The organism is Thermus caliditerrae (assembly GCF_021462525.1).
Classification (GTDB): domain Bacteria; phylum Deinococcota; class Deinococci; order Deinococcales; family Thermaceae; genus Thermus; species Thermus caliditerrae.
Map to the genome: position 1 here is coordinate 1 of NZ_JAKEDT010000017.1, position 12,400 is coordinate 12,400.

The window sequence follows — 12,400 nt, forward strand, 5'->3', positions numbered from 1 at the left end:
GTACCAGATACGGGCTGCGCCCGCAAGGGGAGATTTACCACGAAACGGAGATGTGGGTAAAGTCCTGCTATAGTGGAAGGCGTGGACTTTCTGGAGGCGCTTTCCCGACCCCCCCTTGTCCTGGGGGTGGACCCGAGGCCAAGCCTTCACGGCCGGGAGCCCGTCCCTCACCTCAGGCGCTACGCCCTCGAGGTTTTTGAGGCGTTGGCGCCCTCCCTGGCCGCGGTCAAGTTCCAGCTGGCGTTTTTTGAGGCCCTGGGCCTCGAGGGGATGGCCCTCCTCCTGGAGCTGGCCAGCGGGGCCCGGGTGATGGGCCTGCCGGTGATCTTTGACGGCAAGCGGGGGGATATCGGCTCCACCGCCGAGGCCTATGCGGAAGCGTACCTGCGGCGCTTTCCCGGAAGCGCCCTCACCGTGAACCCCTACCTGGGTTTGGAGGCTTTGCAGCCCTTCTTCCAGGCCGCCTGGGAAAGCCGGGGGGCGGTCTTCGTCCTGGCCAAAACCTCCAACCCGGGTTCAGGGTTCCTGCAGGACCTCCCCGTGGGGGGGAAGCCCCTTTACCTGCACCTGGCGGAGGCCTTGGCGGAAGCAGGGAAGGAGCTTATGGAAGGCCCCTGGAGCCGGGTAGGGCTGGTGGTAGGGGCCACCTATCCAGAGGCTGTCCAGGAAGTGCGGGAGGTGGCTCCCCAGGCGCCCCTCCTCCTCCCCGGGGTGGGGGCGCAAGGGGGGAAGCCCCTGAAGGGCTCTGGCCTCCTCAACGCCGCCAGCCGCGCCCTCTTCTACCCTGGGGGCAGGCCGGACCTGGAGGAGGCTAAGAAGGCAGCGGAGGACCTCCTAAGGGCTTTGGTAGAGTAGGAGGGATGGACGTTCTTGAGCTTTACCGCAGGACGGGGGCCCTCCTGGAGGGCCACTTCCTTCTGCGCTCGGGGTTGCACTCCCCCCTCTTTTTGCAATCTGCGGCCCTCCTCCAGCACCCCCTATACGCGGAGGCGGTGGGGGAGGCCCTGGGCAAGCTTTTTGAGGACGAAGGGGTGGACTTCGTCATCGGTCCGGCCCTGGGGGGGGTGGTGCTCTCCTTCGTGGTGGCCAAGGCCTTGGGGGCCCGGGCCCTCTTCGCCGAGAAGGACGGGCAAGGGGGCATGACCCTGCGCCGGGGCCTCACCGTGAACCCGGGGGAGCGCTTTTTGGCGGTGGAGGATGTGGTGACCACGGGGGAAAGCGTCAGGAAGGCCATCCGGGCGGCAGAGGCCCGCGGGGGCGTGCTGGTGGGGGTGGGGGCCATCGTGGACCGGAGCGGGGGCGAGGCGGCTTTTGGCGTCCCCTTCCGGGCCCTGGTCCGGCTGGAGGTACCCCAGTACCCCCAGGAAGCCTGCCCCCTCTGCCGGGAGGGCCTGCCCTTGGAGGAGGTCTGAGGGGTGGGGCGCTGGGCGGCGCTTTGGGGGTTTGGCCTCGTCCTCCTGGTCTGGGGACAGGGGGCTCCGGAGGAGGTGGCGCGGCGGGCGGTGGAGGGCTGGCTTAGGGGGGAGCTTTCCCCAAGGCTGGAGGAAGTCCTAAGGGCTTCCCCAGAGGAGGCTCCCAGGCTCCTGGAACGCTATGCTTTCTTCCCCCCGCCGCCCAAGGGACTTTCCCTGAACCTGGAAAGCCCTAGGGTGGAGGGCAACCGGGTCTTTTTCCCCGCGGCCAGGGGGGAGGAGGTGGGGGAAGTGGTGGTGGTCCTGCAGGAGGGAGAGGCCAGGCGGATCTACTTCCGGCCCGAGGGAATGGCCCTGCCCCCGTACCTCCTCAGCCCCGCGGCGGGCCTGGGGTTTCTCCTCCTTACCCTTTTTTGGCTTTTCCTCCTCTTTCAGCCCTCGCCCTTCAGGGCTTGGCTTCTGGAGGCCCTGGCCCTGATTAGGGCCCACCGGGGGCTTTACCTCTTCACCAACCTCCTCCTCTACGGCCTCTTCGCCTTGGGGGCCTTCCTGGCCTACGGGATGCCGGAGATGGCCCAGGCGCTGCAGGCCCTGTTTGGAGGGGCCCTCGAGGCCATCGGGCTTGAAGAGGCAGTGGGGAAGGGGATCCTGGTCCTCGCCGGGGTCATCTTCCAGTGGAACTTCACCCAGGGCCTCTTCCTCACCGGGCTTCTGCCCGCCCTGTTCTTTGGGGTGCCTGTGCTTCTCCTGAACGCCCTCCGCTACTTCGTCTTCGGCTTCGCCCTCTCCCCGGCCCTCCTGGGGCAGGCCTTCCTCGCCCACCTTCCCACCCTCCTCCTGGAGCTCCAGGCCTACATCCTGGTGACCTTTGGCGGCCTCGTGCTCCTGGCCAAGACCGCGGGGGGGGAGGGGTACCGCAAGGGGCTTAGGGGCCTCCTCCTCGCCTTCTACTTGGGGGCGCTCTTCCTGCTCCTGGCCGCCTGGTACGAGGCCTGGGAGGTGAGCTTCCTCCTATGAAGGTGGCCATCCTGGGGGCGGGGGCCTGGGGGACGGCCTTGGGGGTGCTCCTGGCGAGCCGGGGCGTGCCCACTGCCCTCCTCGTCCGGCGCAAGGAGCAGGCGGAGGCCCTTAGGGCCATGCGGGAGAACCGGGACTACCTGCCGGGGGTGGCCTTGCCCGCCTACCTCTACCCCACCGCCGACCCCGAGGAGGCCCTCATGGGAGCGGAGCTGGCCGTGGTAGCCCTGCCCTCCAAGGCCTTGGAGGAGACCCTGAAGGTTTTCCCCTTGGCCCCCTGGTACCTCTCGGCCACCAAGGGCCTTTTCTTCCGGGAGGGAGGGCTTTGGACGGCGAGCCAGGTCATCGCCGCCCTCACGGGCCGCCCCGTGGCCGCCCTTTCCGGGCCCAACCACGCGGAGGAGGTGGCCCGCTTTCTCCCCACCGCCAGCGTGGCGGCGGGGCCCTTGGAGCTGGCCAAAAGGGTGCAGGAGCTCTTTTCCGGCCCCACCTTCCGGGTGTACACCAGCTCCGACCTCCGGGGCGTGGAGCTGGGCGGGGCCCTCAAGAACGTCCTGGCCCTGGCGGCGGGGATGGTGGACGGGCTCCGCCTGGGGGATAACGCCAAGGCAGCCCTCCTCACTCGAGGCCTGAGGGAGATGGTGCGCTTCGGTACCGCCCTGGGGGGGGAGGAGGCCACCTTCTACGGGCTTTCCGGCCTGGGGGACCTCCTGGCCACCGCCTACAGCCTCCACTCCCGCAACCGGGGGGCGGGGGAGAGGCTGGTGCGGGGGGAGGCCCTGGAGCGCCTCGAGGACCGGGGGGTGGTGGAGGGGCTCTACGCGGTCAAGGCCCTCATGGCCTGGAAGGAGAAGGCCGGGGTGGAGCTCCCCATCGCCGAGGCGGTCTACCGGGTGGCCTACGAAGGGCTGGACCCCCTAAAGGCCCTCTCTGCCCTCATGGCCCGGGAGCCCAAGCCGGAGTGAGGGCCCTCGGGGGATGGGGTTTTTCCAGGGCTTGCTCGCAGGCCGAACCCTCGGCCATCATGGGGGTATGCTGGCCCGGAAGCTCCCCCTAAGCCTGGAGGCCTACCTGGAGGAGGAGGCCCGTTCCCCGGTGAAGCGGGAGTACCTGCGGGGCCGCCTCTACGCCATGGCCGGGGCCAGCGCCCTGCACAACCGGGTGGCCCTCAACATCGCCGCCCGCCTCCTGGAGGCGGCCAGGGCCAAGGGGTGCCGGGTGTACATGAGCGACATGAAGCTTAGGATCCGGGATGAGGCGGTCTACTACCCGGACGTGATGGTGGTCTGCGCCCCAGGGCCGCCCCACCCCTACTATGAGGAAGCCCCGTGCTTGGTGGTGGAGGTCCTTTCCACCGCCACCGAAGCCCAGGACCGCCGGGAGAAGCGGGCCCTTTACGAAACCCTGTCTAGCCTAGAGGTGTACCTCCTGGTGGACCTCGAGGCCCGCCGCTTCACCCTCTACCGCAGGACCCCCGAGGGCTTTGCGGAGGAGGAAGGGGAAGAGGCCTTAATCCCCTGTCTGGACCTCGTGTTGCGGGCCGAGGAGGCCTTCCGCCTTTAGAGCACCTCGGCCAAAAAGCCGAGAAGGGCCGTGCGGAAGGCCTTGGGGTTTTCCAGGTTGGCCAGGTGCCCGGCCTCAGGGAGGATGAGCAACCGGGCGTCGGGCAGGGCCCTGGCCATGCGCTTGGCCTCCTCGGGCGGGGTGAGGGTATCTTCCTCCCCCACCAGGACCAGGGCCGGACGGCGCATCCCGGGGAGCAGGGGGGTGGAGTCGGGCCGTTCCGCCAGGGCCAGGAGGCTACCGGCCACCGCCTCGGGGGTGGCCTCGAGGATGAGGGCCCTGGCCCTTGCCACCACCTCGGGCTTCTCCTCCTGTGTGGTCTTGCCCAGGTGGCTTGGGAGAAGGGCCTCGGGGAGGAAATCCACCCCTTCCTGCAGCACCCGCTCCCTAAGGGCCAAGCGGTTTTTTTTGCCCTCCTCCGTGTCCGCTCCTGCGCGGGTGTCCGCCAGGACGAGGCCCAAAAAGCGCTCGGGGGCCTTCCGCCAGAGCTCAAAGATGAGGTAGCCCCCCATGGAAAGCCCCACGAAGACCGCCTCCTCCATCCCCGCCTCGTCCATCTCCCCTAGGACTTTCTCCGCCGCCTCGGAGAGGGGAAGGCCCAGGTAGTGGGGGGCAAGGACCGGAAGCCTCCCCCGGAAGTAGGCCACCTCCTTCTCCCACATGCGGGGGTTGTAGGGAAAGGCGTGCAGGAAGACCAGGCCGCGGGTCATACCTCCTCCACGGGCTCGCCCTCCACGCCCAGGGCCTTGAGCCGGGCGATGAGGCTTGGGTCTTTCACCACCACGTAGTTTTTCCCATCCCGGGTTTCCGCCCGCAAGAGCTCCGCCTGGGCGGCTTCCTTCCAGACCTCCATCAGGTCCGGGTACTGCACCAGAAGGGGCGTGACCTTGTGGGCGGGGTAGCGCTTCACCTTAGGGCCTCCTCGAGGGCGTGCCAGGCCAGGGTGGCGCACTTCACCCGGGCGGGGAGCTTGGCCACCCCTTGGAGGGCCAAGAGGTCCCCCAGGGCGGGGTCCGGGGGGGCGCCCTCCACCACCATGGCCTGGAACTTCTTGGAAAGCTCCAGGGCCTCCGCCACCTTCTTCCCCTTCACCAGCTCGGTCATCATGGAGGCGCTGGCGGTGCTGATGGCGCACCCCTGGCCCTGGAAGCGGATGTCGGCGATGGTATCCCCTTCCAGCCGCACCATCACCTCCACCTGGTCCCCGCAGGAGGGGTTCATGCCTCCCGCCACCTTGGTGGCCTGGGGCAGGACCCCAAAGTTCTTGGGGCTTTGGTAGTGCTTAAGGATGATCTCCCGGTAGAGCTCGTCAAGGACGCTCATGGATTCCCCCATTATAGCCAGGCCCGGTACCGGGTATGGATGCGGAGGAGGGCTTCCACGAAGCGGTCCACCTCCTCGAAGGTGTTGTAGAGGTAGAAGCTCGCCCGGGCCGTGGCGGCCAGGCCCAGCTTGCGGTGCAGGGGCTGGGCGCAGTGGTGCCCGGCCCGCACTGCAATCCCCTCCCCGTCCAGGAGGGTGGCCAGGTCGTGGGCGTGAAGCCGCCCTAAGGTGAAGGGGATGACCCCGCCCCGGTCCGGCCCCATAGGTCCGTAGACCTTCAGGTCCGGCACCTCCGCAAGGCGCTTCAGGGCGTAGTCCAAAAGGGCCCGGTCGTGGGCGAACACCCGCTCCATGCCGATTTCCATCAGGTACTGGGCCGCTTCCCCCAGGGCGATGGCCTCGGCGATGGGTGGGGTGCCGGCTTCAAAGCGCTGGGGCGGGGGGGCGTAGGTGGAGCGGTCCACGTGGACCTCTCGGATCATCTCTCCCCCGCCCAGGAAAGGCATCATCCCCTCCAGCACCTCGTACCGCCCAAAGAGCACCCCGGCCCCCGTGGGCCCCAGCATCTTGTGCCCCGAGAGGGCAAAGAAGTCGGCCCCCAGGGCCTTCACGTCCACGGGGAGGTGGGGGGCGCTTTGGGCCCCATCCACCACCACCAGGGCCCCGGCCGCCTTGGCCCTCCTGGCGATCTCCGCCACGGGGTTGATGGTGCCGAGCACATTGGACATGTGCACCAGGGAAACCACCTTCACCCTATCCGTGAGGAGGGCGTCCAGGGCGCTTAGGTCCAGCCGCCCTTCCTCGGTGAGGGGGATGGCCTTGACCTTTGCCCCCGTAAGCCCCGCCACCAGGTGCCAGGGCACGAGCCCCGCATGGTGCTCCATCTCCGTGACCAGGATCTCGTCCCCTTCCTTCAGGTTCCTCAGCCCCCAGGCGTAGGCCACCAGGTTCATGGCCTCGGTGGTGTTGCGCACGAAGATGATCTCCCGCTCTTCGGCATTGAGGAAGCGGGCCAGGCGGCGCCGGGCCTCCTCGTAGGCCTCGGTGGCGGCCACGGAGAGGCGGTAGGCCCCGCGGTGGACGTTGGCGTTGAGTTCCTTGTAGTAGCGGTCCAGGGCTTCCAGGACCCGCTTGGGCTTTTGGCTGGTGGCGGCGGAGTCCAGGTAGACCAGATCCGGCCGCCCCGCAATCAAGGGGAAGTCCTCCCTTAAGGTGGTGAAGTCCATGCCTCCAGTCTAGCCCTAGGCATCCAGGTGTGCCCGCCTTAGGAGAAGGGCGTTGAAGGCCACCACCACGGTGGAGAGGCTCATGAAGAGGGCTCCGAGGGCCGGCGGGAAGAGGAGACCCAAGGGGTAGGCCACGCCCGCAGCCAGGGGCAGGGCGATGGCGTTGTACCCCGTGGCCCAGAAGAGGTTTTGGAGCATTTTCCTACGGGTGGCCTGGGCCAGATGGAGGAGGCGGACCACGTCCAGGGGGTCGCTTTTGACCAGCACCACATCGGCGGATTCCATGGCCACGTGGGTGCCCGCCCCGATGGCCACCCCGAGGTCCGCCTCCAGGAGGGCAGGGGCATCGTTGATGCCGTCTCCCACGAAGGCCGTGGGGCCTTGGGACTTTAGCTCCCGCACGATCCGGGCCTTGTCCTGGGGCAGGACCCGGGCGTGGTAGAGGGCGATACCCAGCTCTGCAGCCAGGGTTTCCGCCACCGCCTCGGCGTCCCCGGTGACCATCACAGGGGTGAGGCCCAGGGCCTTTAAGCGCTTTATCGCCTCCCGGGCCGAAGGGCGCGGGCGGTCGCGGAGAGCGAAAAGGGCGAGGAGGCGGGTTTCGTTCATGAGTGCTACCGCGCTTTCCCCCCGGGCCTCTATTTCCCCCAGGGCCTGGGCAAGATAGGGGGAGGGGGAAAGGCCCAGCTCCTTGGCCCACTCTGGCCGGCCCACCCGGTACAGCCGTCCATCCAGGTATCCCTCCACCCCTTTGCCCGGCACGGCCTGTACCCCGGTGGGGGAAGGAAGGGGGGTTTCAGGGCCCAGGTGGGCCTTGGCGTGCTCGCGGATGGCCTCGGCCAGGGGATGTTCGGAGAAGGCCTCGAGGGCCGCGGCCAAGGCCAGGGCCCTCTCCTCCTCGAGGCCCTCCGCGTACACCCCCCGCACCTCGAACCGCCCTTCGGTGAGGGTCCCGGTCTTGTCCAGGGCCACGTACTGCAGGCCCGTGGCCCTTTCAAAGGCCTCCCGGTTGCGGATGAGGATCCCTCTTTGGGCGGCCATGGCTGTGGCGTTAACCACCACCAAGGGTATGGCCAGGCCCAAGGCGTGGGGGCAGGCGATGACCACCACGGTCACCGCCCGCTCCAGGGCAAAGGACAAGGAAGCGTTGGCCGCAAGCCAAAGAAGGAGGGTGGCGCTTCCCCCCAGCACCGCCAGGTAGAAAAGCCACCCCGCTGCCCGGTCGCCCAGGTCCTGGAAGCGGCTTCGGGAGGCCTGGGCTTCCTCCACCAGGCGCATGATCTGGCCTAAGGTGGTGGAGGTTCCGGTGCGGGTTACCCGGACCTGGATGGCGCCCTCCCCGTTTAACGCCCCGGCCAGGACCTCGTCCCCTACCCCCTTGGCCACGGGCCGGGACTCCCCGGTGAGGAAGGCCTCGTTCATGCTGGTGGCCCCTTCCACCACCACCCCGTCTGCGGGCACCTGCTCCCCCGGGCGGATGAGGATGAGGTTCCCCTCCCGAAGGGCGCTGGTGGGTACATCCTCGATCCGGCCGTCCCGCAGGCGATGGGCCGTCTGGGGCATCAGTTTGGCCAAGGCTTTTAAAGCCTCCCCCGCTCCCAGGATGGCCTTCATCTCCAGGAAGTGGCCGAGGAGCATCACGTCCACCAGGGTGGCCAGTTCCCACCAGAAGGGCTTCCCCTCGGTCAGCAGAGCTACCTTGGGGCCCAGCTCCACGGACAGGCTGTAGACATAGGCCACGCTGATCCCCAGGGCCACCAGGGTCATCATCCCCGGCCGCCTGCCCCTAAGCTCCCGAATAGCTCCCTGGAGGAAGACGACCCCGCCATAGAGGTAGATCAGGGTTCCCAGGAGGAGGGGGATCCAGGAGGCTCCCTTCCAAGGGGGAAAGCCGAGGAGACCCCGCACCTCCTCGGAGGTGTAGAGGACCGGCAGGGTGAGGAGAAGCGAGACCAGGAAGCGGTCTCGGAACATCTCCGGGGTGTGGCCCGCATGCCGGTCCTGGGCCTGGGAGGAGGCAGGGGGAGGCTGGGGATGGGGGTGGGGATGCATTAGACCACCTCCAATACCCCCATCATGCCCCGGTCCTCGTGCTCCACGATGTGGCAGTGGAAGACGGTCTTCCCGGGCAGGTTCCTAAGGGGAACCAGAAGGCGCACCACTTCCTTGGCCTTGAGGTTGACCACGTCCTTGAGGGCGCGGTAAGGAAGAGCTTTGCCGTTCACCGAGAGGACCTGGAAGGGGTGGGTGTGCAGGTGGAAGGGGTGGTCCATGTCCCCTTGGTTTTCCACCTCCCACACCTCGAGGTCCCCCGCCCGTCCCTGGAAGTCCACGCGGAGGTGATCAAAGGTTTGGCCGTTGATGAAGAACTTCCCGGCCCTCATGTCCTCCGTGAGGGTGAGGCGCCGGGTCACCCTGGCCTGGTTGGGGTTGGGGGCGGGCAGTTTGGCCAAGGCCTTGGGCAGGGGGAGGGGTTTGGGGCGGGGCGGGGGCCCGCGGGGGAGGGGGGGGNGGGCCGCTGGGGCTTGCCCCCATGGACATCCCCCCGTGGCCCATGTGCTCCATCCCGCCCATCATGTGGGCCCCTCGGTCGTAGGGCAGGGCGAGGAGGCGGAAGGCCCCTTCCTTCTGGAAGCGCACCAGGACCTCTGCCCGTTCCCCGGGGGCCAAGAGAAGTTCGGGGACCTCATAGGGTTCCTCCAGGAAGCCTCCGTCGCTGGCGATGAGGTAAAGGGGATGCCCTTCCAACCCGAGGCGGTAGTAGCGGGCGTTGCTGGCGTTCAGGAGGCGGAGGCGCAAGGTGGCCTTGCCGGCCCGCAAGGTGGGGCGGGAAGCCCCGTTGACCAGGAGGAGGTTCCCTTCCTTGCCGTTGATCCAGTCCATGGGGGAATAGGGGGCGGGGCGGCCTCCCACAAGCTCCAGGTCCTTTAAAACCAAAAGGTGCTCCTCGGCTTCCCGGAGCTCAGGGATTCCGTCCAGCGGGCTTTCCACCACCATGGCCCCCGCCAGCCCAGCGAAGAGCTGGGGGGCTACCCGCCCGTGCAGGTGGGGATGGTACCAGAAGGTGCCCGCCAGGTCCTGAGGGACGGTGAAGGCGTAACTCCAGATCTCCTTGGGCGGGATTTCCAATAAGGGGTCGTCCACCCTAGGGGAGATGGGAAGCCCGTGCCAGTGTAGGTTCGTGGGCTCGGGAAGGAGGTTTTCCAGCTCGAGGCGAACCGTGTCCCCAGGGCGTACCCGAAGGGTAGGCCCCGGGAAGCTGCCCCCGTAGGTCCAAAGCTGGGCTTCCCGCCCGGCTACGGCAACGGAAGTGGGGGCCACCTTCAACCGCACCTGTAACACCCCTTCCCGGCTTTTGATAACCGGGGGCTCGGGAAAGGAGGCCTGGCCCCTGGCCAGGGGGGAGAGGAGGAGGCCTGCGGTGAGCTTTAAAAGGGTTCGGCGATCCGCATTCATACCTCCACAGGGTAGGGGAGGTTTGTAAAGGAAGTATAAAGGTCCCTTCGAAACCCTCTAGAGCCGAGTCAAGACTTTTTCCAGACGATTTCTGGCCTCTTCCACCACCGGTTTGAGCGCCGCCTGCTTTTCCTGAGAAAGGACCTGGAACATGTTCCTGGGGTCTTGGAGGAGGATTTCCACCCCTTCCTCGCCTTCCTTTAGCACCGCATTGCAGGGAAGGAGGAGGCCGATATCGGGTTCGGCCTCGAGGGCCTTGGCGGCGAGGCTCGGGTTGCAGGCTCCCAGGATCAGGTAAGGGGGCCTTTCCAGGCCCAACCGGGCCTTCAGGGTGGCGGAAACGTCGATCTCCGTGAGGATGCCGAACCCCTCTTCCTTCAAGGCGGCTTCCAGGCGGGCCCGGGCCTCGGCCAGGCTGGTCTTCAGGGTTTTCCTTAAGTCCGTCATGGTACCCTCCCTACCCAAAGTGTAGCCGAGCTTGAGAGAAAGGCATTTCGTGAAAGCGGCAGTGAACGGTTTAGAGGGGGTATAGGAAGGATTCCGAGCCCCTACCTGGGGTAGCTGCCCCAGGTAGGGGCCTTACTGGGGTCACTCCCCTAAGAAGAAGCCGTGCCAGGTGTGGAGCCAGACCTCCCCCGTGTAGGCGTTGACCGAGAGCATACCCTCCACCTCCTTGCGGCCGAAGTCAAAGGTATAGTAGCCGGGGAAGGTGCTCCCCTCCAGCACCCGGGCCCCCGGGAGGTAGCCGGCAAGGAACTCCTCGGCCAGCTTCCGGGCCGCCTCCAGATTGTAGCGCGGCGGGGCCGGGGTGAAATAGGTCATCATACCGAAACGGGCGTTCCACATCATGTTGGGGCCGGGCTCTAGGGAAACCACCCCAGTGTAGCGGTCGGCGATGAGTTCAAAGAGCCCCTGCCCCTTCTCGTCCACCACTTGGGCGTAGTAGTTTTGGCTGAAGGCCATGAAGTCCTGAAGGCGTGCCCCCGGGTAGATGCGCTTGGCGTAGGCTTCCACCCGCGCCTTGACCTCTTTCTGGGGAAGGGGCTGGGCTTCCGGGGGATAGACCGCCATCATGCCCATCATCCCGTGGCCGCCCATCATGCCGTAGCCCATCATCCCCGGACCGTACTGCGGGCCGTAACCCATCATCCCCGGACCAAAACCCCCCATCATGCCCTGGGTGAGGGCAAGGCCTAAAAGCATAAGGGCCAGAACTCCTAAAGTTAAACCGTAGCGTTTCATGCTCCACCTCCCTTTTCCAGTTCCTTGCGTAACCTTTTGTAGGTTTCCTCGTCCAGCTCGCCCCTGGCGTACCGGAGGCGCAGGGCTTCCAGAGCCGCATCCTTTCTCGGCTCCCCGCTTCCCCGTTCCCAGGCCCGAAGGCCCAGGTACAGGAGAAGCCCCAAGAGAGCCAGCACCAGGAGCATGTTGAGAAGCCCGAAGAACCACCCGAAACCCATGCTGCCCCAACCCATCATGCCCACGATCCACCTCCACCTGTACCCTAGGCCGGTATTGTTAAGCTGGCATAAAGGGGTTTTACCGGCGCTTAACGTTTGGCCCTTAAGCTGGTGGGCATGCGAAGAGGGCTGCTGGCGCTTGGTCTTGTTGTCCTAGGCCTGGTGGGATTGGCCCTGGGAAGCGGGCTGCTGGAGGAGGTTTCCCGAAGCCTTTACCGAACGGCCAACACCCTGTACGCTCTCTTGGCTCCCTGGGTGGATGGCCTGAGGCGGGAGGTGGGGGTTCCTTGGCTTTCCGCTTTTCTCCTGGGGGTCCTAGCAGCCTTCGTCCCCTGCCAGATCACCACCGGGGCCAGCGCCCTGACCTACTTGGTTTCAGCCGCCCTCGAGGGAAGGGTCTGGCTCAGGTTTCTGGCCTTTCTTCTGGGGAAGGCCTTCACCTACCTGGTGCTCGCCGGGGTGGTTCTCTTCGTTTTGGGCGGGACCCTGGACAACCCCGGGGCCATCTTCCGCCCGGTGCGGCTGGCCCTGGGGCCCTTTATGGTCCTGGTGGGCCTGGGCCTTTTGGGAGTGATGCGCTGGCCCCTGGCTTGGACGGGACCAGAGCGCTGGGCGGCCCGGGTGGGGGCGTGGGGTGGGCTTCTTGGGCCCCTGGCCCTGGGAGGGGTTTACGGCCTGGCCTTCTGCCCCACCCTCTTCTGGCTCTTCTTCGGGCTTCTCCTTCCCTTGGCCCTGGCCTCGCCCTTTGGGTTTCTCTTTCCCCTTCTTTTCGCTTTGGGGACGGGCTTTCCCCTGGGTTTGCTTCTCCTCCTCTTCGCCCGCATGGGCCGGGGCCAGGCCCTTAAGGGAATGCGGCGTGTGGGAAGCCGCCTTCTAAGGGGCGCAGGAGCCGTCTTTGTGGCTTTGGGGATTTTGGACACGGTTCTTTACTGGAACCTCTAGC

General features: G+C 66.9%; 14 protein-coding genes and 1 pseudogene. 6 read left to right on the plus strand and 9 right to left on the minus strand.

Going from position 1 to position 12,400, the window contains the following annotated elements; translation table 11 throughout:
* Positions 1 to 81 precede the first annotated feature (81 nt).
* The 5 genes from pyrF to L1088_RS09200 all read left to right on the plus strand — a co-directional run bounded on the left by pyrF (position 82) and on the right by L1088_RS09200 (position 3,992).
* Positions 82 to 855: an orotidine-5'-phosphate decarboxylase gene (gene pyrF, locus L1088_RS09180; protein WP_234554687.1), complete on the plus strand. Its 774-nt coding sequence runs from the start codon at positions 82 to 84 to the stop codon at positions 853 to 855.
* A gap of 5 nt (positions 856 to 860) precedes the next feature.
* On the plus strand, positions 861 to 1,412 hold the full coding sequence (pyrE, locus tag L1088_RS09185; protein ID WP_234554688.1) for an orotate phosphoribosyltransferase: 552 nt from the start codon (positions 861 to 863) through the stop codon (positions 1,410 to 1,412).
* Positions 1,413 to 1,415: 3 nt separating this feature from the next.
* A complete protein-coding gene (locus L1088_RS09190) occupies positions 1,416 to 2,429 on the plus strand; it encodes a hypothetical protein (RefSeq protein WP_234554689.1) in 1,014 nt (337 codons plus the stop codon).
* Positions 2,426 to 3,394, plus strand: coding sequence for an NAD(P)H-dependent glycerol-3-phosphate dehydrogenase (locus tag L1088_RS09195; RefSeq protein WP_234554690.1), 969 nt, complete (start codon positions 2,426 to 2,428; stop codon positions 3,392 to 3,394). The genes L1088_RS09190 and L1088_RS09195 overlap by 4 nt, the downstream gene beginning before the upstream one ends.
* 67 nt (positions 3,395 to 3,461) lie before the next feature.
* Positions 3,462 to 3,992 (plus strand): Uma2 family endonuclease, encoded by a 531-nt coding sequence (locus L1088_RS09200; RefSeq protein WP_234554691.1) that lies wholly within the window; start codon positions 3,462 to 3,464, stop codon positions 3,990 to 3,992.
* Here the strand turns inward: L1088_RS09200 and L1088_RS09205 are convergent.
* The 9 genes and pseudogenes from L1088_RS09205 to L1088_RS09250 all read right to left on the minus strand — a co-directional run bounded on the left by L1088_RS09205 (position 3,989) and on the right by L1088_RS09250 (position 11,475).
* Positions 3,989 to 4,702, minus strand: coding sequence for an alpha/beta fold hydrolase (locus L1088_RS09205; protein ID WP_234554692.1), 714 nt, complete (start codon positions 4,700 to 4,702; stop codon positions 3,989 to 3,991). The two genes, L1088_RS09200 and L1088_RS09205, sit on opposite strands and share 4 nt — an antisense overlap.
* Entirely contained in the window at positions 4,699 to 4,902 is a 204-nt protein-coding gene (locus tag L1088_RS09210; RefSeq protein ID WP_038049159.1) for a hypothetical protein, read from the minus strand. The genes L1088_RS09205 and L1088_RS09210 overlap by 4 nt, the downstream gene beginning before the upstream one ends.
* Positions 4,899 to 5,315: a Fe-S cluster assembly sulfur transfer protein SufU gene (gene sufU, locus L1088_RS09215; protein WP_234554694.1), complete on the minus strand. Its 417-nt coding sequence runs from the start codon at positions 5,313 to 5,315 to the stop codon at positions 4,899 to 4,901. The genes L1088_RS09210 and sufU overlap by 4 nt, the downstream gene beginning before the upstream one ends.
* Positions 5,316 to 5,326: 11 nt before the next feature.
* Positions 5,327 to 6,541 carry an aminotransferase class V-fold PLP-dependent enzyme gene (locus L1088_RS09220; RefSeq protein ID WP_234554696.1) on the minus strand — a complete coding sequence of 405 codons (1,215 nt, stop codon included), beginning with the start codon at positions 6,539 to 6,541 and terminating at the stop codon, positions 5,327 to 5,329.
* 15 nt (positions 6,542 to 6,556) lie between these two features.
* On the minus strand, positions 6,557 to 8,593 hold the full coding sequence (locus tag L1088_RS09225; protein WP_234554697.1) for a heavy metal translocating P-type ATPase: 2,037 nt from the start codon (positions 8,591 to 8,593) through the stop codon (positions 6,557 to 6,559).
* A pseudogene (locus L1088_RS09235) lies at positions 8,593 to 9,997 on the minus strand (multicopper oxidase family protein). The gene L1088_RS09225 and the pseudogene L1088_RS09235 overlap by 1 nt, the downstream one beginning before the upstream one ends.
* Positions 9,998 to 10,054: 57 nt before the next feature.
* Entirely contained in the window at positions 10,055 to 10,444 is a 390-nt protein-coding gene (locus L1088_RS09240) for a DUF302 domain-containing protein (RefSeq protein WP_234554703.1), read from the minus strand.
* A 141-nt stretch (positions 10,445 to 10,585) separates the two neighbouring features.
* Entirely contained in the window at positions 10,586 to 11,239 is a 654-nt protein-coding gene (locus L1088_RS09245) for a peptidase M4 (RefSeq protein ID WP_234554706.1), read from the minus strand.
* Complete coding sequence (locus L1088_RS09250) at positions 11,236 to 11,475, minus strand: SHOCT domain-containing protein (RefSeq protein WP_135257568.1); 240 nt, start codon at positions 11,473 to 11,475, stop codon at positions 11,236 to 11,238. Before L1088_RS09250 ends, L1088_RS09245 begins: the two co-directional genes overlap by 4 nt.
* A 99-nt stretch (positions 11,476 to 11,574) precedes the next feature.
* On the opposite strand from L1088_RS09250, the gene L1088_RS09255 reads away from it, so the two are divergent.
* A complete protein-coding gene (locus tag L1088_RS09255) occupies positions 11,575 to 12,399 on the plus strand; it encodes an urease accessory protein UreH domain-containing protein (RefSeq protein WP_234554707.1) in 825 nt (274 codons plus the stop codon).
* The last annotated feature ends 1 nt before the right edge of the window (position 12,400 follow it).